This window comes from Edaphobacter acidisoli, assembly GCF_014642855.1.
Classification (GTDB): domain Bacteria; phylum Acidobacteriota; class Terriglobia; order Terriglobales; family Acidobacteriaceae; genus Edaphobacter; species Edaphobacter acidisoli.
In genome coordinates, this window is sequence record NZ_BMJB01000001.1 from 1057301 (window position 1) to 1078729 (window position 21429).

Sequence of the window (21429 nt, forward strand, 5' to 3'; positions counted from 1 at the left end):
CCGACTACTTCCAACAAGTCGGCTAAGGAAGCTCTTCGGTTTTGCTATTTGCGCTTTTGTCGTCACAACACTGTTCTTTGGATTATGCCTCGCGGCTGGGGTTTAAGTCGTGACGATTGTCACTACATCAAGTTTGGCTAGGTAAAAAATATGGCAGCAGCAACTCCCAGAATCATCGTCGTAGGCGGCGGACTCGCCGGACTCTCCGCCGTCATCAAGATCGCCGAAGCCGGCGGCAAGGTCGATCTCTTCTCCATCGTCCCGGTCAAGCGTTCGCACTCCGTCTGCGCGCAGGGCGGCATCAACTCCGCCAAGAACCTGAAGGGCGAAGGCGACACCCCCTGGGCGCACTTCGACGACACCATCTACGGCGGCGACTTCCTCGCCAACCAGACCCCCGTCAAGCAGATGTGCGAGCAGGGCCCGGCCATCATCGACCTGCTCGACCGCATGGGCGTCCCCTTCAACCGCACCCCCGAGGGCCTGCTCGACTTCCGGCGCTTCGGCGGCACACTCTTCCACCGCACCGCCTTCGCGGGAGCCACCACAGGCCAGCAGCTTCTCTACGCGCTCGACGAGCAGGTGCGCCGCTTCGAGTCCGAGGGCAAGGTGCAGAAGTACGAAGGCTGGGAGTTCCTCTCCGCCGTGCTCGACAACCACGGCGTAGCCCGCGGCATCTGCGCGATGGACCTGCGCACGATGGAGGTCCGCACCTTCCCCGCCGACGCCATCATCGTCTGCACCGGCGGCAACGGAGCCATCTTCGGCAAATCCACCAACTCGGTCGTCTGCACCGGCAGCGCGCAGTCCGCGCTCTACCAGCAGGGCGCGTACTACGCCAACGGCGAGTTCATCCAGGTCCACCCCACCGCCATCCCCGGCGAAGACAAGCTGCGCCTCATGTCCGAGTCAGCTCGCGGCGAAGGCGGGCGCGTCTGGGTGCCAAAGGACAAACTCGACAAGCGCGCCCCGCAGTCCATCCCCGAATCCGACCGCTGGTACTTCCTAGAAGAGTGGTATCCGAAGTACGGCAACCTCGTCCCGCGCGACGTGGCCACCCGCGCCATCTTCAAGGTCGTCTACGAACACGGCATGGGCATCGACGGCCAGCCGATGGTCTACCTCGACGTCTCGCACCTGCCCCCGGCTAGCCAGCACAAGCTCGAAGGCATCCTCGAAATCTACGAGAAGTTCGTCGGCGACGACCCGCGCAAGGTGCCGATGAAGATCTTCCCCGGCATGCACTACACCATGGGCGGCCTCTGGGTGGACAACCAGCAGCAGACCAACATCCCCGGCGTCTTCGCTGCGGGCGAGGCCGACTGCTCCATCCACGGCGCGAACCGCCTCGGCGCAAACTCGCTACTCTCCTGCATCTATGGAGGCTTCGTCGCCGGCCCCGCCGCGATGCAATATGCGAAGTCGCTCCCCGCGCAGGAAGGCGACGGAGGCGCGGCAGCCGAGCTTGCCCGCCAGAACGAATTCAATCAGCTCCTCCTCAACAACCCCGGCACCGAGAACCCCTTCAGGATCTGGCGCGAGCTGGGCGAGACCATGACCAAGCACGCGACCATCATCCGCTACAACAAGGGCCTCGAAGAGGCGGACGCGAAGATCGTCGAACTGCTCGGTCGCTACCGCAACGTCAACCTCTCAGACAAGAGCCAGTGGGCCAACACCAGCTTCGCCTTCACGCGCCAGCTCTGGAACATGCTCCAGCTCGCCCGAGTCATCGTGCAGGGCGCGCGCCTCCGCGACGAGAGCCGCGGCGCACACTACAAGCCGGACTTCCCCGAGCGCAACGACGAGAAGTTCCTCAAGACCACCAAAGCAGCATTCAAAAATGACGCCCCCGCCTTCGAGTACGAAGCCGTGGACATCAGCCACATCAACCCACGCCCGCGCCGCTACGACGCCGCGACCTAACCTTGTAGCCGTCATTCTGACCTTGAGCAAAGTGAAGCGAAAACCCCGCAGTTTGCTTCGGTCGCCACGAACGTAAAGGAAAGGAGGCAAAAATTGATCAGTCCAGACCGCCTAAGCAACGGTTTCCGCCGTCTAACCGGACATGTCAGGTATACACGTCTTCTATCTGATACTTGCGCTGATATACGCCTCAGTCCTCAGCTACATGTTCGTCTACTGCTCGCGCCACTGAACCGCGCAGCGAACATGCAAGGCGATGGCGCGACACTCCGCCGGGGTGGAGCGGAGTCGATCTCCGCGTGTATAACCACCACAGATTCAATTCGCAAAAAGAGCAAATTAAAGTACAACCTCAGATATTGCACTGACTGGAAGACTCAGCCCTGTTGAGTTTCGTTAAGGGCGTGGCTTAAGCCGCGCCGCAAAAGAGTAGATGAAAGACCGGGGCCGTAGCCCCTGAGGGCAATGCAGATGCCAAGCACCATCAAAGTCGAGATCAAGCGCCAGGCCAACCCGAACGCACCCGCCACCACCGAGAAGTTCGAGGTCCCCTACCGCCCGGGCATGAACATCACCTCGCTGCTCGGCGAGATCGCGCTCAACCCCGTTGATGTCACCGGCAAGCCCACCACGCCCGTCACCTACGACTCGAACTGCCTCGAAGAGATCTGCGGTAGCTGCGCCATGCTCATCAACGGCAAAGCGATGATGGCCTGCTCAGCGCTGGTCGACAAGCTCACCGGCCCGAACAAGGACCAGACCATCACGCTGGCCCCGCTCTCGAAGTTCCCTATCGTGCGCGACCTCTCGGTCGACCGCAGCGTGCTGTTTGAAAACCTCAAGACGGTCAAGGCGTGGGTCCCCATCGACGGCACCTACGACCTCGGCTCCGGCCCGCGCCAATTTCCTCAAGTTCAGGAGCAGCGCTACCCGCTCTCGAACTGCATCAGCTGCTGCTGCTGCATGGAGGTCTGCCCGCAGTTCAACGACGTGACCAATTTCGTCGGCGCAGCCACCATCGCCCAGACCAAGCTCTTCAACCTCGACCCCGCAGGCGCGGTCCTCAAAGAAGACCGCCTCCGCGCACTCGCCGGCGACGGCGGCATCGGCGAATGCAGCTTCGCACAGAACTGCGTCATGACCTGCCCCAAGGGCCTCCCGCTCACCGAAGCCATTAGCGACATGGGCCGCGACGTCTTCGTCCAAAAAGTCAAAGACCTCTTCGCCCGCTAAGAAACAAAGCCCGGTTCAACAGAAAAGCCCCGATGCACCGGGGCTTTTCCCTTGGAAACCTCCAGGCCTTCTCAGCCCGAAAATTTCCTAACCTTGAACCTTGTTTATCTTCCACGCTACTTCGTGAACATCGTATCGTTCGGATTCGTCTCCTCGTTCGCGTGGATACGATTCTGCGCCCGCTTTGCGGACTGCATCGCAACGTGATCCAGCTTCTCCTGAGCGCTCTTGCCTGCCTCAGTAGCTGTAGTCTCGTCTTCAACCGCCTCATGTGAGGGTCGTGCCGCGGATTTTGTCGAATTCAGGCCCTGTGCCATATTCCACCTCTCTTAAAGGGATGGAATGCCAGCAACTGAGGTTGCCCCTGCGCGCTTGCTACAATTTTCCGTCAGACAAAAGCGAAATTCAGAGTAATCAGAAATTTCCCGCAGATTATGCCGTCAAGCTACAGATATTTGGCCGAAATACTTCATCTGGATATCGCCCAACAGCTTGGTACAATTCTTCCTGCTGAAACATTTGTTCCAAAGTAGGTGCCATGAACCGTTCCCGCGTCTTCAGCCACTCGCTCGCCCTGCTCGCACTCACCGGAACCCTCGCCGCCCAAAGCGCTCAATCAGGAAAGAAGATGACCCCAGAAGAAGTCCACCAGTCCGCCATTGTCGTCGACACCCACGCCGACACACCCCAGCGCTTCGTCGACCAGCACTGGGACTTCACCTCCCCGCTCGAAGGCGGCATGTTGAACTACGACTCCGCCAAAAAGGGCAATCTCGACGCGCAGTTCTTCTCCATCTGGGTCGATCCCGAACAGTACCCCGGCGACCGCGCCGCCTTCCGCACGCTCGAACTCATCGATGGCACGCTCGAACAGGTCCGCAAGCACCCCGACAAGCTCCGCCTCTGCGTCTCCGCCGACGACATCCTCCAGGCCCACAAAGACGGCAAGTTCGCCGTCCTCATGGGCATCGAAGGCGGCCACTCCATCGAAGACTCGCTCGGCCTCCTGCGCGACTACTACCGCCTCGGCGTCCGCTACATGACCCTCACCTGGTCCAACACCAACGACTGGGCCGACTCCTCCGGCGACATCGACGACCCCAAGGTCCACCACCACGACGGCCTCACCCCATTCGGCAAACAGGTCGTGCTCGAGATGAACCGCCTCGGCATGATGGTCGACATCTCCCACGTCTCCGACAAGACCTTCTGGGACACGATCGCCACCACGAAGGCCCCCGTCATCGCCTCGCACTCCTCCTCGCGCGCCCTCACCCACGCTGGCCGCAATATGACCGACGACATGATCCGCGCCGTAGCCAAAAACGGCGGCGTCGTCATGGTCAACTTCTACCCCGCCTTCATCGACGAGCACTGGCGCGAAGCCTGGAACGCCTCCCGCGCCGAGCGCCAAAAAGACTACGAAGTGGCTGAAGCGCCCTACAAGGCCAAGGGACTGCCAATTCCCTTCTTCGTCGATGACCAGGTCGACCGCAAGTACGCCGCCATGATCGGCCGCGCGCCATTCGACTCGCTCATCGACCACTTCGACCACATCATCAAGGTCGCGGGCATCGACCACGTCGGCATCGGCACCGACTTCGACGGCATCCCCGTCCCACCCGCAGGCATCGACTCCGCCGCCGACTTCCCCAAGATCACCGCAGCCCTGATGGCGCGCGGCTACAGCGCCGAAGACGTCCGCAAAGTCCTCGGCGGCAACATCCTGCGCGTCTTCCGCGAAGTCCAGGCCGACGCCGACCACACCGAAGACGTCACCATCCGCGCAAAATAACCAGCCGCAGAATCTGTTTTTAGATTGGCTGCCTGATAAGATCTACGATCTTACTGGGCACTATCCGATTCCTGCTGGAAGGACTTTCTGCCCATGATTTCTACATTCGCACCAATATGGAAAGCAAGAAAGTTAGCCTTCGTATCTTTAGCGATGAGCATATTAGAGGTTGCAATCCTTGTATGTATTCGGATGTTCGCAACCCACCCTATGTCTCATTCGGCTCATTCATTCGCTTTAAAAAAGCTAATCGCAGCGACGGTGCTATTGCTTGGTCCAATGGCCATCATGATAGCCCTTGTAGGAGTGTTTGTTGATTCTCGTCGAATGACCGCATTCTTTGTTGTATTCATAGCCGTTGGCTGTTGGTTCTTATCCTTTCTGCAAACGCTGGTATGAACGGCTGCGATGTATTAACACCGCTTGGGAGGTTCACGCTCACTCTTGTTGCCCCAAATAAACATTGCGAGCCGAGATACATTCGCGCCGAATCACCGTGTCATCCTGAGCGGAGTTTGGCGCGCTTTTGCGTCAAACGAAGTCGAAGGACCTGCGGTTTGATTGCACCGCAGTTGCGCCTGCGATAGCCTGTTCTATGGAGTCCAACACCGCATGAAGCTTCACCATCTCGCCCTTGCCCTGGCCATCTGCGCCTACGTGCCAGCGCAAACCGCGCAGTCTTCGCAAAGCACCGACGCACTCCCCGACGCACCCAGCGCCACCCCGCAGGCGCAGCCGCCCGTCGTCCCCACCGGCCCCACCGCCATCATCGACACCACCATGGGCCGCCTCACCTGCAAGCTCTACGACAAGCAGGCGCCCATCACCGTCGCCAACTTCATCGGCCTCGCCGAAGGCACCAAGGACTGGACCGACCCGCGCACCTCGAAGAAGATGCACGGCGTGCCGCTCTACAACGGCACCACCTTCCACCGCGTCATCCCCAACTTCATGATCCAGGGCGGCGACCCGGCCGGCGACGGCTCAGGCGACCCCGGCTACTTCTTCCAGGACGAGATCGACCCCTCGCTCACCTTCGACGTCCCCGGCCGCCTTGCCATGGCAAACGCCGGTCCCGGCCCGACAGGCGGCGGCACCAACGGCTCGCAGTTCTTCATCACCGAAGTCCCCGTGCCTGAGCTGAACGGCAAGCACACCATCTTCGGCCAGTGCGACGCCCACTCCGTGATCCTCGTCTCCTCCATCGCACGCGTCGAGCGCGACGCCAACGACAAGCCCATCACCCCAGTCGTCATCAATCGCATCACCATCGTGCGCGACGGCCAGCCCATCCCGCCCGACCCCATGCAGCCCAAGCCTGTGGCAAACACACCAGCCGAACCTACACTGCACCGGCACACGGCAGCAGACACGCAACAGTAAAGCCGCCGCTCGACCTCAATCCACATCTAACCCCGTAAGGAGAACACCGAAATGCCAACCAAGCCCGGCACCTACGCCACCTTCAAGACCTCGCAAGGCACCATCGTCTGCGAGCTCTTCGAGAAGGACGCCCCCCAGACCGTCGCCAACTTCATCGGCCTCGCCGAGGGCACAAAAGATTGGAACAGCCCGAGCAAGAAGGGCGCGAAGCTCTACGACGGCACCGTCTTCCACCGCGTCATTCCGCAGTTCATGATCCAGGGCGGCGACCCCGAAGGCAGCGGCATGGGCGGCCCCGGCTACCGCTTCGCCGACGAGACCCGCGGCTCCAAACACGGCTTCCAGCAGCCCGGCAAGCTCGCCATGGCCAACGCCGGCCCCAACACCAACGGCAGCCAGTTCTTCATCACGGTGGCCGACACAAGCTGGCTCACCGGCAAGCACACCATCTTCGGCGAAGTCGTCGAAGGCTACGACGTCGTCGAGAAGATCAGCAAGGTCAACCGCGACGGCATGGACCGCCCCAAAACCCCAGTCGTCCTTGAATCCGTCACCATCGACCGTGTTGCGTAATTCATATTGTCCATGCTGAGAAATGGCCCCAACTGGGGCCATTTCTTTTTCTGGAAAATTATGTCACCATATAAATGGGCTTTGTATATGGGATCACAGAGAGCACATATCGTCCTCCCCGACGAACTCGTTCATGAGATCGACGCTATGGTCGGCCCTCGTGGCCGCAGTGCATTTCTAGTCGAAACTGCCCGGGCAGAGTTGCGCCGCCGCCGCCTGTTGTCTTTCCTGCATAATGACCAGCCCGCGTGGCATGAAAAAAACCATCCTGAACTCTCCGGAGGCGCAGGGCCCTGGGTGCGGGAACTCCGGCAGCAGAGCGACACACGCACTAAAGCCGCAAAACCCAAACAGAAGAGAGCCAGTTGATCGTTCTGCTCGCTTCCACGGTGCTGATCGATGTCCTCCGCGCTCGCGCAAACCGCCGTGCGCAGTTGGCCGAACTTGTCGAGGGCGGCCACACCCTCGCCACAACCGCGCTCAACATCGGCGAAGTCTATGCTGGAATGCGTCCAGGCGAAGAGGCCAAAACAGAGGCATTCTTATCAGGATTGGAATGCTATCCCATCACAGCCGCAATCGCCCGTAGAGCAGGCTCGCTTAAAGGCAAGTGGGCTCAGAAAGGCCGAACGCTGACCCTGGCCGACATGCTCGTCGCCGCCACTGCACTGGAGCACGACCTCACTCTGATGACCGACAACCGCAAAGACTTCCCTGTCGCCGGTCTGCATCTTCTGCCATAGCCAATCTGAAAGCAAAGGCCCGCTCATTGAGCAGGCCTTCGTCTTATCAGTTCGATCGGTGCAGATCGGTGTTAATCCTTCCACTACGCCATCCCAATCACAGAGCAAAGCTCCTTCACCGCATCGGCGCTCCGGTTCAGCGCAGCCTGCTCATCAGCAGTCAGCTTGATCTCGATGATCTGCTCCAGGCCCTTCGCGCCAAGCTTGCACGGCACTCCAACATACAGTCCGGATATCCCATACTCACCCTGCAGATAAGCCGCGCAAGGCAGAATCTTCTTCTTGTCCTTCAGGATCGCCTCGACCATCTCGGTCGCCGCAGCCGAAGGAGCATAGTAAGCCGAGCCAGTCTTCAGGTGCTTCACAATCTCCGCGCCGCCATTGGCCGTGCGCGTCTCCAGTTCCTTCAGCCGGTCCGCCGGAATCAGCTCCGTAATCGGAATGCCCGCAACCGTCGAGTAGCGCGACAGCGGAACCATCGTGTCACCATGCCCGCCCAGCACAAACGCCGTCACGTTCTCGACCGACACCTTCAGCTCATCGGCAATAAACGTCCGGAAGCGCGCCGAATCCAGCACACCAGCCATCCCAATCACGCGCTCGCGCGGCAGCCCTGCCTGCTTGAACGCCGTCTGCGCCATCGCGTCCAGCGGATTCGAGACGATCACCAGAATTGTATTCGGCGACTGCGCCACCACCTTCGAGACCACATCGCTCATGATCTTGAAGTTCGTATTCAGCAGATCGTCGCGGCTCATCCCGGGCTTGCGCGCAATGCCGGCCGTAATCACGACCACATCCGAATCCTTCGTGTCGGCGTACTCATTCGTGCCGATGATGCTGCAATCGCGCTTCTCAATCGGCATCGCCTCCAGCAGGTCCAGCCCCTTGCCCTGCGGCACACCTTCAATCACATCGAGCAGCACCACATCGGCAAGCTCCTTGGCCGCAATCCAATGCGCCGTCGTCGCGCCAACATTTCCCGAACCAACAATCGTTACCTTCTTCCTGCCCATCTCATCTCCTCATCTACACAAAATTGTCATCCTTCCGCGTAGCGGGAGGACCTGCTTGCTTGCCCTACCCCATGTTCTCAATCATGCGTGTAGCAAACTCACTCGTCTTCACCTTCGTCGCGCCCTGCATTCCACGCTCGAAGTCATACGTCACATACTTCTGCGCAATCGTCTTCTCCATCGACGACTCAATCAGCCGCGCCGCCTCAGTCCAGCCGAGGAAGTCGAACAGCATCACGCCCGACAGCATCACCGAACCCGGATTGATCACATCTTTATCCGCATACTTCGGGGCCGTGCCGTGCGTCGCCTCGAACACCGCATAGCCATCGCCAATGTTCGCGCCCGGAGCAATCCCCAGCCCGCCCACCTGCGCCGCCGCAGCGTCCGAAATATAGTCGCCATTCAAATTCGTCGTCGCCAGCACGCTGTAGTCATCGGGCCGCAGAATAATCTGCTGGAAGATCGAGTCAGCAATCCGGTCATTCACCAGAATCTTCTGCTTCCACTTGCCGCCACCGTGCGAAGCGCCAATCGCGGCGATCACGCTCTTCACCTCGGCAACAATGCCGTCCCCAAACTCCTTCGGCGCAAACTCAATCCCCGGCTCAATCAGCGCAGCATTCTCCTCCGCGGTCAGCTTCGGGTTCGCCTCCAGATTCCCCAGAATCCAGCTCTCGCGCTCCGTCACCGTCTGGTCGCGAAACTCCTGCGTAGCAACCTCATATCCCCACTCGCGGAACGCGCCCTCGGTGAACTTCTGAATGTTGCCCTTGTGGACCAGCGTCACCGTCTTGCGGCCATTGTCCAGCGCATACTTGATCGCAGCCCGCACCAGCCGCTTCGACCCGGTAATCGAGATCGGCTTCACGCCCACACCCGAATCCAGACGCACCTTCTTCTTGCCGCCCTTCAGCATCTCGTCATTCACAAACGAGATGAACTTCGCTGCCTCAGGCGTCCCCTCACGAAACTCGATACCGGCATAAATGTCCTCCGTGTTCTCGCGGAAGATCACCACATCCAGCTTCTCCGGATGCTTCACCGGGCTGGGCACACCCTGGTAGTACTTCACCGGACGCACACACTGATACAGATCCATCAACTGCCGCAGCGCCACATTCAGCGAACGAATCCCGCCACCCACCGGCGTCGTCAGCGGTCCCTTAATCGACACGCGAAAATCCACAGTAGCCTTCACCGTGTCATCCGGCAGCCAGTTCTGCGTCTGCCTGTAAGCCTTCTCGCCCGCGAGCACCTCGAACCACTTCACCTTGCGCTTGCCGCCGTAAGCCTTCTCGACCGCTGCGTCGAACACACGCTGTGAAGCCTTCCAGATATCGCGCCCGGTACCATCGCCTTCGATGAAAGGAATAATCGGGTTATCCGGCACCGTATATTTGCCGTTGACATACTGAATTGCCGCGCCGTCCGCCGGGACGGCGATACCGTTGTAGCTGGTCTGCATGAGGTTTTGGCTCCGCTAGAGATGTACCCGAAGGCTATCATCCGCCGAACGCCAGTTGCAACGCGGGTTCGCTTATCGAACGCACCGGCGCAGCTTACCGAACGAGGTAGTAATCCACCGTCGAAACCACGCGCACCTTCTTCATGATGCTCGAATCCGGCGAAATATTACTCGTGTCGCCACCATCTCCACCCGTCGCGCTGCCCGCATCCGCCGACGAGATCGAAAACACGCCCTGGTTCGCCGATCGAATCTCTCCCACCTGACTCCCCGAGTCCGCCGCGAACCTGTCCGCAGCCGCGCGAGCATTCCGCGTCGCCTCCGTAATCATGTCCGGCTTCAGCGCATTCAGTCCATTGAACACATACCGAATCCCCTGCCCATAGCCGCCGCCGACCACAATCCCCGCCTGCACCAGCTCTGCCGTCTTCTGCCCGGCCCTGGCAATCTTGTCCACATCCTTCGAGCTCACCGTCACCGTCTGCTGCACGATATACCGCGGCCCGGCATTGCTGCTTCCACCAAACTCATTCGCCTGTTTGTCCGTCACCTGAATCTGCCCAATCGTAATCTCGTTCGAAGCAATTCCCTGCTCCGCAAAAAACTTCAGCACCGCATTCTTGTCCGCCTCGCTCTTCGCAAACACCGAAGGCAGATCATTGCCTGCCTCCTTAAACGTCACAGGCCAAATAGCCGCATCGGACTTCACCGTCCGCTCCACCAATCCCTTCACCGCCACATACCGATCAGCCAGCCGCGTCGCCTTAATCTGCGACCCCAGCAGCCACCCGCCAAGAATCAAACCAAGCATCAGGCAAACGCCCAGCACAGCGGCAGGCACCAGCCGATTCCGAACCTGTTCGTCTATGGGCACAGCAAAACCTCCATCCACCAGCACGAAGCAGCATACCGCACCCCTAATTCAGAGGAAACTTTCCAATCAGGCGCTGAAGTCCTTCCTCTGCCGATCCATCATTAGGCAACATCCAGCCTTCTTTGGGGAAGTAGACTGCACAGCAATTCGCATCTCCAAGCGTTCGTGCGAACCTCGCCAACACTGCATAGGCCTCTTTCCTGGAGATATTGTCCCTCTCCGCAACTGCACTGTTCCAAATATCCAGCGAAAACCAGGCCTGGTGCGCAAACCACGCCTTCTTCTGTTCAGCACGAGGCAAACTTTTCGCACCAGCCTCCAGATCATCTGAATAGGGCTGTTCCGAGTGAATGAGCTGCACCACGTACTTCCCTGCTTTCAAAAAAGTAACCCCATGCGAGCAAGACACGAAGTACATGGGGTCCTCTTTCCCATCAAACTGCTTTCCCCAAGCTCTTTCGCTCGCCATCTCAAGGTCTGCCTTCGAAAACATCTGGGGAACTCTGGTCAGAAGAACAATCGAATAGGGCATATCCTTGGCGTCCCGCTCGCCCCTGCGCCAGAACATGAGCCAAGCCAACACCTGTCGAAAATTCATCCGCCCATCGTAACTGAACCCACATCAGTGTGGTATCAATCACCCACTCGTGCAGGCCCGCCTCAAGCCCCCGCCACACGCAGCGCATCCTCCACCACCTTATCTACCCGCCGCTGTCGAGCCTCGGGGCTCTTGTAATAAAACACGCCCAGCAGATGCCCCCGCCGCTGCGTCAGGGTCATCTTCTCCCACCCCTTCCGCGCGGCAGGCACGCGAAGAAACGCCGCCTCCAACACCGGCGGCAACTCCTTCTCGCCTTCCATTGTCAACAGCAACCGCTCCACCGTCTCTTCAGCCCGCTTCACTCTCCCCGCACTACCAGCAGCGCCCTCAATATACTTCGCAAGCTCCCGCCGCCTCGACTCGCTCAGCTTCGCGTACCACTTCGCCAGCGCCTTCTCCGGCTTCAGCAGTTTTTCAAGCTCCGCCGGAACCCAAGCCTCGCGCTCCTCCATATCCGGCTCGACAGCCAGGTCGATCATCCCGCCCAGCTTCACACCCGCAGCCTTCTGCATCTGCTTGTTCACCAGAACGAAGTGCCCACCATGAGCAGCATCCGGAAACAAAGAAGTCCTGAAGACCTCGCCCGCAACCTCAACCTTCACCCTCAGCCGCGTCATCGTCTTCCACGTCGTCTTCACGTCGAACGGAACGCGCGCCACCACCCAGCCCAGCCCGCCGCTCAGCGGCTCCAGCGCCGCGCGAAACCGCTTCACTCTCGAAGCCATGCAATCCCCTCCAGAAAAATCTACACTGGTTCCTATCGCAGCCACATCCAACCCGAGCATCTTTCTCTCTGCCGGAGAAGCCAGCGGCGACCACTACGGCGCGCAGCTCATCGACGAACTCTGCACCCGCCTACCGGGCCTGACCACCTTCGGCCTCGGCGGCAAAGAGATGGAAGCCGCCGGCCAGCACCGCATCGTCCACGCCGAAGACGTCGCCCACATGGGCATCACCGAAGTCCTCCGCCACGCACCGCGCGTCTACGCCTCCTACCGGCGCCTCGTCGCCAGCATCAAAGAGCGCCGCCCCGACGCCGCCATCCTCATCGACTTCCCCGACGTCAACCTCCGCCTCGCCCGCGAACTCCGCAAGCTCAACATCCCAGTCGTCTACTTCGTCAGCCCGCAGCTCTGGGCGTGGAAGCGCAAGCGCCTCCGCTGGGTGCAGCAACGCGTCACCCGCATGATGGTCATCTTCCCATTCGAGGCCCCGTTCTACCAACACCGCAACGTCGCGGCAGAATTCGTAGGCCACCCGCTCGCGTACCTGCCGATGCCGACCATCTCGCTTGAAAATTACACACTGCAACACAACCTCGACCCCGGCAAACACTGGATCGCCCTGCTCCCCGGCAGCCGCCGCAAAGAGGTCGAAGCCAATCTGCCCGAGATGCTCGAAGCCGCAGCGAAGCTCGGCGACAACTACGAATTCCTCATTCCCGTAGCCTCCACGCTCAACCAATCCATCTTCACAAGCCTCATCACGCAGCGAACCCCAAACATCCACCTCGTCCCCGACGCTCGCGAAGCCCTCCACCACGCACGAGCCAGCATCGTCGCCAGCGGAACCGCGACCGTGCAGGCCGCGGTCATCGGCAACCCATTCGTCGTCGTCTACAAAGTCTCCCCACTCACCTTCGCAGCCGCAAAACGCCTCGTCCACTACCCACCCGAGATCTGGTCCGGCCAGCCCGACGCCCACGGCAACCTTCCCATCGGCATGGTCAACCTCATCGCCGGACGCCCCATCATCCCCGAGTTCCTCCAGCACCAATTCACCGCCGCCAACCTAGCCGCTTCTCTCAAGCCACTGCTCGAAGACACCCCCGAACGCGCCCGCATGATCGCCGACCTCACCGAAGTCCGCACCCGCCTCATCCCCGACACCACCCACACACCCATCCAGCGCGTAGCCGACGCCATCGAATCGCTTCTCGGCCATCCTGCAACCTCAAGTGGCCAAATCCACACTTCGCGCGTCTAATACAGCGGTTACACTAGGGTCGCACCTGCGGCTGTACCATCACTTTTGAGGACCTTAGCCTGCATGGACTCTCTCGTTCGACGTCTTCGCACTTCAGCAGCGATCCTTTTCTCCGTCTGCTTCCTCGCCGCCGCTGCCGTGGCCGCACCGCTTCGTCCGCAGATCAACATCACCGGCTACGTCATCCACGCCGACCTTGACCCCGCGACACACCACCTCACCGCAACCGCCGCCGTCACCTTCACCGCACTTGAAGACGTCACCAGCCCCACCTTCGAGCTGAACAACGGCCTCAAGATCACCAAACTCACCGACGCGTCCAACACCGCGCTCGACTCCGACCGTCTCGCCGCCACCAGTACCGTCCGCATCAACCTCGCGTCGCCCATGGCGAAGGGCGCAACCAACACCTACACCTTTCAGTACGAAGGCACGCTCGAAGGCTCCGACACCAGCCCCGTCTCCGGCATCAAGTTCGCCTCCATCGACGACCCCATCACCATCCTCCTCTACCCCGGAGCATGGTTCCCCATGACCGGCCTCTACACCGACCGCTTCACCGCCGAGATGCACATCACCGTGCCCAGCGACATGCGCGTTGTCGGCTCCGGCGGAGGCATCGCCGCGCCCCACAGCCTGCCCGGAAACCGCACCGAGTACGCCTACAACTGGACCAAGCCCGGCTTCCCCGGCACCATCATCGCCGGTCAGTTCCTCGACCCCGCCACGCTCTCCACCGGCAACATCCGCGTCTTCGTCACCTCCAAGCGCAAAGACGCAGCCATTGACTTCGCCCGCACCGCCCAGCGCGAGCTCCTCTACATGTCCGGCACCTTCGGCCAGCCTGAATCCTCCGCACTCAACCTCGTCGAGCTGCCCGACGACGCCGTCTCCGCCGCCTGGGCCCCCGAGATCGTCGCCATCGGCGGCAGCCGCATCTCCGCCCGCAACGCCCAGCGCCTCATCTCCAACACCATCGCGCACCTCTGGTGGGGAGAGATGGTCTCGCCTCAAACCATGAACGACGCCTGGATCACCAACGGCATGTCCCGCTACGCCGAGCTCATGTACCTCGAAGACTCCGCCGGCAAAAATGCCTTCCAATCCGCCATACAGGACAGCTCCGCCGGCGCGCTCGCCTACGACACCCAGCCCCTCACCACGCTCGCGCAGGTCGATCCCTTCTCACCTCAGTTCCAGTCCATGACGCTCGAAAAAGGCGCCATGGTCTTCCACATGCTCCGTTGGGAGATGGGTGACGACGTCTTCAACAAATTTCTTCGCGACACCCTCAGCCAGTACTCCGGAAAATCCATCCGCTCCTCGCAGCTTGAAGACCTCGCCGCCAAGGACTCCAACCTCAACCTCGTGCCCTTCTTTTCCCAGTGGTGCGACGGCACCGGCGCGCCCAGCTTCAACAACAACTACACCGTCTTCCGCCTCAGCAATAACAAGGGCTTCCGCACCACCGGTTCCATCTCGCAGGACCTCGACCTCTTCAACATGCCCGTCGAGCTGCGCATCGACACCGACGGCAAGACCGAGATCCGCCGCGTCGACGTACAAGGCACCAACTCGCCCTTCTCCGTCGAAACCTTCGGCCGTCCGCGCAAGATCAGCATCGACCCCGAAGACTGGGTCCTCAAGAGCACGCCCGACCTCGCCGTCCGCGTAGCCGTGCTGCGCGGGCAGGAGCAGATCGCACAAGGCGACCTCACCCAGGCGCTCATCGAGTACCAGAAGGCCCTCGACGCCAACAAGAACAGCTCGCTGGCCAACTACCGCATCGGCGAAGTCTTCTTCATGCAGCGCAACTACCAGTCCGCCGCCAACAGCTTCCGCGACGCCCTCCGTGGCGACCTCGACCCGCGCTGGGTCGAAGTCTGGAGCCACATCGAGCTGGGCCGCATCTTCGATGTGACCGGCCAGCGCGAGCGCGCCGTCAACGAGTACCGCCTCGCCATCCAGACCAACGACAACACGCAAGGCGCCATCAACGAAGCCCGCGCCCTCATGCAAAAACCCTACAAACGCGAGAACGGCGACAACTAAATTCACGACAGATGCCGGGTGCCCATCTTCGGCGCGAAGCGCCTAAGGTGGGCATCGCGCGCAGCGCGATCCATACACCTCGACCCGCATAAAGACTTCCCTCCACCAGCCGATACATCCTGCATACCGCCGCAGTTGTACCGAACGGGCGACGGCGTCCCCAACAGGAGCGCTCATCCCATGCCGCAGGAACGCATCCTCGTCGTCGACGACGAGCCGTCAGTGTGCGAGCTCATCGCCGCCATGCTCACCCACAGCGGCTACGACACCACGGTCGCGTCCGACGCCGACACAGCCATCGCCCGCCTCCAGCAAGACCCCGACTACAACCTCATCGTCTCCGACATCATGATGCCTGGCCCCGACGGCCTCACCCTGCTCGACCGCATCGGCTCCGACCACCCCTCCATCCCCGTCGTCATCTGCTCAGCCATCAACGATGTCCATATCGCCACCATGGCCTTTCGCCGCGGCGCCTTCGACTACCTCCTCAAGCCCTTCGACCGCGCACAGCTTGAAGACGTCGTCTCCCGCGGCGTCGAGCACCATCGCCTCCGCCGCCAGAACACCACCTACCGCCAGAACCTCGAAGCCATCGTGCAGGCCCGCACCGGTCGTCTCCGCTCCACCATGCAGGACCTCGAGCGCAGCTACGACATCACCCTCGAAGCCATGGGCGACGCACTCGACCTCCGCGACCAGGAGACCGAAGGCCACTCCCGCCGCGTCACCGCCTACACCGTCACCATCGCCCGCGCCATGGGCATCGACCCCGACGAGGTTCGCACCATCGCCCGCGGAGCCTTCCTCCACGACATCGGCAAGATTGCCACCCCCGACGCCATCCTCCTCAAACCCGGCCGCCTCACCCCCGAAGAGACCGCCATCATGCGCCAGCACTGCCAGGTCGGCTACGAGATGGTCCGCAAAATCCCCTTCCTCCGCGAGGCCGCCGAGATCGTCTACGCCCACCAGGAACAATTCGACGGCAAAGGCTACCCACGCGGCCTCAGCGGCGAAGACATCCCGCTCGGCGCACGCATCTTCGCCATCGCCGACACGCTCGACGCCATGACCTCCGACCGTCCCTACCGCCGCGCAACCACCTTCGTCGCCGCAATCGAAGAGATCACACTCCATGCCGGCACGCAGTTCGATCCCGAGATCGTCGTCGTCTTCCGCTCCATTCCGCACGAGTCCTGGATCGAGCTCCGCACGCGCGTCGGAGACCTCTCCATCTCCGCTCTGCGCGAGCTTCTGCGCGAACCCTCAGTTGCGCTCGCCAACCAACCCGTCTAGCATCCCATCTTATTAAGCCGCGAGGCAGATGCTATGAAGAAGACCCTCACCACCGCCGAAATCAACGCCCTCCTCAAACTGCATCCTGGCTGGACGCTCCACGACGGCAAACTCACCCGCGAATGGACCTTCAAAAACTTCGTCGAAGCCATCGCCTTCGTCAACAAAATCGCACCACTCGCCGAAGCCGCCGGTCACCACCCCGACATCGACATCCGCTACAACCGCGTCCTCCTCAGCCTCGTCTCGCATGACGCTGGAGGCATCACCGAACGCGACGCCTCCATGGCCGCCGAGATCAGCGAAGAATTCTCCTGAGAACTAGTCCGCTACGACCAAAAGTTTTCCACAGCCAGCCATCAAAACCGCTCGTGGATAGACCTCTACAAGAAAAAGAATTGCCGACGGAAGCACTTCCACAATCACCAATCTGCCTTCAATTTTGTCACTGTAAATTTATGATAATAAGCAGATTATATCCAGTAAGCGCTTCAGGCAAACGATGACTTAAAACCAGCTTTTCGTGACATTTTCTATGACAGAACATATTTTTCTTGTTATCTCTCCACATTGTGGTATATTGAATTCATCGGTGAGAGTGAGTGCTCCTCCCGAGAAGGTTCTCAGCCGAACCAAGGGCTGACACAAGTTGCGTCACTGGCCTCCCGGCACGGACAGAAACTGTTCGTGCCGTCTTTTTTTCTTACCCCCAAAAAAATCTCAGCCCAGCTCCCGCAGCACATCCATGGTGTTCCGTTCCTGCTCCATTTATGATGGTCAGCTATGAAGCGATTTCTGGGCTGTTTAGCATTGGGTCTCATCACCATCGTGGCATCGGCCCAGTGGACGAATCCCTCCGACGACGTTCCAGCCTACAACGCCGCCGCGCCGCGCAAAGCCCTGCCGCCCATCCTCAGCGGCAACCAGCTCACCGGCCTCTACTTCACGCATCACTATCAGGTGGTCGTCTATGAGATGGCAGCCAAAGTTCCTTCCGTCCTCTATCAGGAACCCTGCTACTGCCACTGCGACCGCGTCCTCGGCCACAACAGTCTGCACAGCTGCTTCGAGGGCACACACGGCGCCGCCTGCTCCACCTGCATGAAGGAAGCCATGTACACCTATGAGCAGACCAGGAAGGGCCAGACTCCCGCCCAGATCCGCGCCGGCATCGAGCGTGGCGACTGGCAAACCCTCGACCTGCTCAACGCCAAGCTATAGAAGCGTACTTGCCGTCAAACGTCTCATCCTCGTCATTCTGAGCGAAGCGAAGAACCCCCGCATTTGCAGTTGCGGTTGTTCTTATCCCTGCTTCTCGCACCACAAATTCACGTCATCTCGACCGGAGCGCGCAGCGCGGAGTGGAGAGACCCCTGTATTTTCCTTCGCGGTCACCAACGACCAAAGAAAGCAACCGCTCACCCTCGCCTATACTGCCCATCACTCACCTTCTCCATCCAGTCCACAGTCTTGCCATTCAGTTTCTCCTGAACAGCAAGATGCGTCATCGCCGTAGTCGGCGCAGCGCCATGCCAATGCTTCTCCCCAGGTGAAAACCAGACGACATCGCCCGGCCGAATCTCCTCAACCGGCCCACCCTCACGCTGAACCCACCCGCACCCCGCCGTAACAATCAGCGTCTGTCCCAGCGGATGCGTATGCCACGCCGTCCGCGCCCCAGGCTCAAACGTCACACTGGCACAAACCACCCGCGCCGGGTCAGGCGCGCTCGCCAGCGGATCAATCCGCACCGTGCCGGTAAACCAATCCGACGGTCCCACCGCCGAAGCCTGCGAGCCAACTCTTCTTATCTCCATCTTCTGAACTCCTTCCTACATTGCGACTCACTCATAAATCACTCTCATCGTATCCGGGGCGCTGATAGAGACTGTCCCGTTTGTTTTGAATATCGGGCTTGTACACCTTCTCCAGCCAATCCTTCGGACCGACTTCTTCCATGGCCACTGAGACCGACTCTTCTCCATAGCGCAGAATATCCATCACATCCTTCGTAATGGCTGCCGCAAGGCGCTTCTTCTGCTCTTCCGATTTCCCCGGCCACAACTTCACAATCACATGAGGCATATTTCTCTCCTATCGATCTCTCAGAGAACTCATATCGATCGAGAACCGATACTTCACATCCGACCTGAGCATCCGCTCATAAGCCTCATTCACCTTCTGAATCGGAATCACCTCCACATCCGCCGTGATGTTGTGCTTCCCGCAGAAATCAAGCATCTCCTGCGTCTCCGCGAGCCCGCCAATCGGAGAACCCGACAAGCTCCGCCGCCCGAAGATCAAACCGAACGCAGAAACAGGCAGCGGCTTCTCCGGCGCGCCAACTAGCGTAATGTTTCCATCGCGCCGCAGCAGTTGAATATACGCATTGATGTCATGGTCCGCGGCCACCGCATCGAGAATGAAGTCGAAGCTGCCCACATGCTCCTTCATCTCATCCGCATTGCGCGAGATCACCACCTCGTCCGCGCCCAACCGCAGCGCATCGTCCTTCTTACTCGGCGAAGTCGTAAACACGACAACGTGCGCGCCAAACGCATGAGCAAACTTCACGGCCATATGTCCAAGCCCACCCAGGCCGACCACACCAACCTTCTTGCCCTTCGTCACGTTCCAGTGGCGCATCGGCGAATACGTCGTAATCCCCGCGCACAGCAGCGGCGCAGTCCCGGCCAGGTCAAGATTTTCAGGAACATGCAGCACAAAGTGCTCATCGACAACAATGCTGTCCGAATACCCGCCATATGTAGGCCCGCCAGTGTGCTTGTCTACAGAGCCATAGGTCAGCGTCATGTTCGGGCAGAACTGCTCCAGCCCCGCACGGCATTCCGGACAGGTGCGGTCCGAATCCACCAGGCATCCCACCGCAGCCAGATCGCCCACCTTCAACTTCTTCACCGCCGAGCCCACCTTCGTCACCCGCCCAACAATCTCGTGCCCTGGCACGCACGGATAAACCGTCGGCATCACATCGGCCCACTCATTGCGCGCATAGTGCAGGTCCGAGTGACAGATGCCGCAGAAGAGAATCTCCATCTGCACATCCCGTTCCCCCGGATCGCGTCGCTGAATCGTCGAAGCAACAAACGGTGAAGCCGCCCCAGCGGCCGAATAAGCCTTCGCGTTATACATAGTCCTGCTCCTTAGCTTTTTGCATTTCCATCCCGCACCCTTTTTGCATTTCCATTCCGCAGTGCAGCGAAGGAATCTGATGTTTGCCCCCAACCACAACGCACGTCATCTCGACCGAAGCGAAGCGAAGTGGAGAGACCCCTGTATTTTCTCCGCGCGTCGAAAAGCTATCAGCAGCCGGAGAACCCGCTTTGCATTTCATTCCGAATCACTCTCAAATCCCAGTCATCTTCTCCAGACTCTCCGGATACCGATCACCCTGCACCTGAATCTTCCGCGCCGCGCTATCAATCTCGCTCAGCTCAGCAGCCGACAACTCCACATCAGCCGCGCCGATATTCTCCTCCAGCCGCGCCAGCTTCGTCGTCCCCGGAATCGGCACAATCCACGGCTTCTGCGCCAGCAGCCACGCCAGCGCCACCTGCGCGGGCGTCGCGTTCTTGCGCTTTGCAATCGCACTCAGCAGATCGACGACAGCCTGGTTCGCCTTCATCGCCTCCGCCTGAAAGCGCGGCAGCGTGCTGCGAAAGTCATTGCTGGCGAGCTTCGTGTTTTCGTTCATCGCCCCGGTCAAAAACCCCTTGCCCAGCGGGCTATAAGGCACCAGCCCAATCCCCAACTCCTCCAACAGAGGGATAATCTCCGCCTCGGGCCGCCGCCACCAAAGCGAATACTCGTTCTGCAACGCCGTCACCGGCTGCACCGCATGAGCACGCCGAATCGTCTGCGCACCCGCCTCCGAAAGCCCGAAGTGCTTCACCTTGCCCTGCTCGATCAGCTCCTTCACCGCACCGGCAACATCCTCAATCGGCACCTCCGGATCCACGCGATGCTGGTAATACAGATCAATCGCATCGACCCTCAGCCGCTTCAGCGAACCCTCCACAACCTGCTTAATGTGTTCCGGCCTGCTGTCCACGCCTGCCCAGCCCGGACTCCCATCCGGCTTCATTCTGAACCCGAACTTGGTCGCAATCGCCACCTTGCCGCGCAGCGGAGCGAGCGCTTCACCCACAAGCTCCTCATTCGTATACGGCCCATACACCTCAGCCGTATCGAAGAACGTAACCCCGCGCTCCACAGCCGCCCGTATCAGCGCAATCATCTCGCCCTTGTCCTTCGGAGCGCCATAGCTGAAGCTCATCCCCATGCACCCCAACCCCAGCGCCGACACCTGCAGATTGCTCTGCCCAAGCCTGCGTTTCTGCATTCATTCACCTCGTGATCTGCCAGTCACAGACTACAAACTCTCGCGCCCAATGCGGTATCCCGATCCTTCCTATTTCTTGCCTGATTCTCTTGCCCGCCGGAGATTTTGCACACCCGC

General features: G+C 60.3%; 21 protein-coding genes. 11 read left to right on the forward strand and 10 right to left on the reverse strand.

What is annotated here, in order from left to right; all coding sequences use genetic code 11:
- Nucleotides 1–150: 150 nt before the first annotated feature.
- Both sdhA and sdhB read left to right on the forward strand, forming a co-directional pair.
- Complete coding sequence (gene sdhA / locus IEX36_RS04325) at nt 151–1926, forward strand: succinate dehydrogenase flavoprotein subunit (RefSeq protein ID WP_188758067.1); 1776 nt, start codon at nt 151–153, stop codon at nt 1924–1926.
- A 471-nt stretch (nt 1927–2397) separates the two neighbouring features.
- Nucleotides 2398–3159, forward strand: coding sequence for a succinate dehydrogenase iron-sulfur subunit (sdhB, locus tag IEX36_RS04330; protein WP_188758068.1), 762 nt, complete (start codon nt 2398–2400; stop codon nt 3157–3159).
- A gap of 116 nt (nt 3160–3275) precedes the next feature.
- Here sdhB and IEX36_RS04335 read toward each other — a convergent pair whose 3' ends face one another.
- Nucleotides 3276–3476, reverse strand: coding sequence for a hypothetical protein (locus IEX36_RS04335; protein ID WP_188758069.1), 201 nt, complete (start codon nt 3474–3476; stop codon nt 3276–3278).
- A 221-nt stretch (nt 3477–3697) separates the two neighbouring features.
- Here IEX36_RS04335 and IEX36_RS04340 point away from each other — a divergent pair, with 221 nt between their 5' ends.
- The 4 genes from IEX36_RS04340 to IEX36_RS04355 all read left to right on the forward strand — a co-directional run bounded on the left by IEX36_RS04340 (nt 3698) and on the right by IEX36_RS04355 (nt 7653).
- Complete coding sequence (locus IEX36_RS04340; RefSeq protein WP_308422276.1) at nt 3698–4954, forward strand: dipeptidase; 1257 nt, start codon at nt 3698–3700, stop codon at nt 4952–4954.
- 612 nt (nt 4955–5566) lie between these two features.
- Nucleotides 5567–6337, forward strand: a complete 771-nt coding sequence (locus tag IEX36_RS04345; RefSeq protein WP_188758070.1) for a peptidylprolyl isomerase — start codon at nt 5567–5569, stop codon at nt 6335–6337.
- A gap of 51 nt (nt 6338–6388) precedes the next feature.
- Nucleotides 6389–6910: a peptidylprolyl isomerase gene (locus IEX36_RS04350; protein WP_188758071.1), complete on the forward strand. Its 522-nt coding sequence runs from the start codon at nt 6389–6391 to the stop codon at nt 6908–6910.
- A gap of 365 nt (nt 6911–7275) precedes the next feature.
- Nucleotides 7276–7653, forward strand: coding sequence for a type II toxin-antitoxin system VapC family toxin (locus tag IEX36_RS04355; protein WP_188758072.1), 378 nt, complete (start codon nt 7276–7278; stop codon nt 7651–7653).
- Between the two features lie 83 nt (nt 7654–7736).
- On the opposite strand, the gene mdh is transcribed toward IEX36_RS04355, so the two are convergent.
- The 5 genes from mdh to IEX36_RS04380 form a co-directional block, all read right to left on the reverse strand.
- Nucleotides 7737–8669, reverse strand: coding sequence for a malate dehydrogenase (gene mdh / locus IEX36_RS04360; protein WP_188758073.1), 933 nt, complete (start codon nt 8667–8669; stop codon nt 7737–7739).
- Between the two features lie 64 nt (nt 8670–8733).
- Entirely contained in the window at nt 8734–10137 is a 1404-nt protein-coding gene (locus IEX36_RS04365) for an NADP-dependent isocitrate dehydrogenase (protein WP_188758074.1), read from the reverse strand.
- Nucleotides 10138–10231: 94 nt separating this feature from the next.
- Nucleotides 10232–11011, reverse strand: a complete 780-nt coding sequence (locus IEX36_RS04370; RefSeq protein WP_229668704.1) for an SIMPL domain-containing protein — start codon at nt 11009–11011, stop codon at nt 10232–10234.
- A 43-nt stretch (nt 11012–11054) separates the two neighbouring features.
- Nucleotides 11055–11609, reverse strand: a complete 555-nt coding sequence (locus IEX36_RS04375) for a hypothetical protein (RefSeq protein WP_188758075.1) — start codon at nt 11607–11609, stop codon at nt 11055–11057.
- A 62-nt stretch (nt 11610–11671) separates the two neighbouring features.
- The gene (locus tag IEX36_RS04380) at nt 11672–12337 is read right to left on the reverse strand and encodes a YdeI/OmpD-associated family protein (protein ID WP_188758076.1); all 666 of its coding nucleotides are present in this window, start codon (nt 12335–12337) and stop codon (nt 11672–11674) included.
- On the opposite strand from IEX36_RS04380, the gene lpxB reads away from it, so the two are divergent.
- From lpxB to IEX36_RS04405, 5 genes are all read left to right on the forward strand, one after another.
- Complete coding sequence (gene lpxB, locus IEX36_RS04385) at nt 12336–13598, forward strand: lipid-A-disaccharide synthase (protein ID WP_188758077.1); 1263 nt, start codon at nt 12336–12338, stop codon at nt 13596–13598. The genes IEX36_RS04380 and lpxB overlap by 2 nt on opposite strands.
- 63 nt (nt 13599–13661) lie before the next feature.
- A complete protein-coding gene (locus IEX36_RS04390; RefSeq protein WP_188758078.1) occupies nt 13662–15650 on the forward strand; it encodes a M1 family aminopeptidase in 1989 nt (662 codons plus the stop codon).
- Nucleotides 15651–15830: 180 nt separating this feature from the next.
- Complete coding sequence (locus IEX36_RS04395; RefSeq protein WP_188758079.1) at nt 15831–16949, forward strand: HD domain-containing phosphohydrolase; 1119 nt, start codon at nt 15831–15833, stop codon at nt 16947–16949.
- A gap of 33 nt (nt 16950–16982) precedes the next feature.
- Nucleotides 16983–17267, forward strand: a complete 285-nt coding sequence (locus IEX36_RS04400) for a 4a-hydroxytetrahydrobiopterin dehydratase (protein WP_188758080.1) — start codon at nt 16983–16985, stop codon at nt 17265–17267.
- A gap of 465 nt (nt 17268–17732) precedes the next feature.
- Nucleotides 17733–18170: a CYCXC family (seleno)protein gene (locus IEX36_RS04405; RefSeq protein ID WP_188758081.1), complete on the forward strand. Its 438-nt coding sequence runs from the start codon at nt 17733–17735 to the stop codon at nt 18168–18170.
- Between the two features lie 197 nt (nt 18171–18367).
- On the opposite strand, the gene IEX36_RS04410 is transcribed toward IEX36_RS04405, so the two are convergent.
- From IEX36_RS04410 to IEX36_RS04425, 4 genes are all read right to left on the reverse strand, one after another.
- Nucleotides 18368–18766, reverse strand: coding sequence for a (R)-mandelonitrile lyase (locus IEX36_RS04410; protein ID WP_188758082.1), 399 nt, complete (start codon nt 18764–18766; stop codon nt 18368–18370).
- 31 nt (nt 18767–18797) lie between these two features.
- Nucleotides 18798–19034 (reverse strand): tautomerase family protein, encoded by a 237-nt coding sequence (locus IEX36_RS04415; RefSeq protein ID WP_188758083.1) that lies wholly within the window; start codon nt 19032–19034, stop codon nt 18798–18800.
- A gap of 9 nt (nt 19035–19043) precedes the next feature.
- Complete coding sequence (locus IEX36_RS04420; protein ID WP_188758084.1) at nt 19044–20102, reverse strand: NAD(P)-dependent alcohol dehydrogenase; 1059 nt, start codon at nt 20100–20102, stop codon at nt 19044–19046.
- A gap of 214 nt (nt 20103–20316) precedes the next feature.
- Nucleotides 20317–21312 carry an aldo/keto reductase gene (locus tag IEX36_RS04425; RefSeq protein WP_188758085.1) on the reverse strand — a complete coding sequence of 332 codons (996 nt, stop codon included), beginning with the start codon at nt 21310–21312 and terminating at the stop codon, nt 20317–20319.
- Nucleotides 21313–21429: the final 117 nt, after the last annotated feature.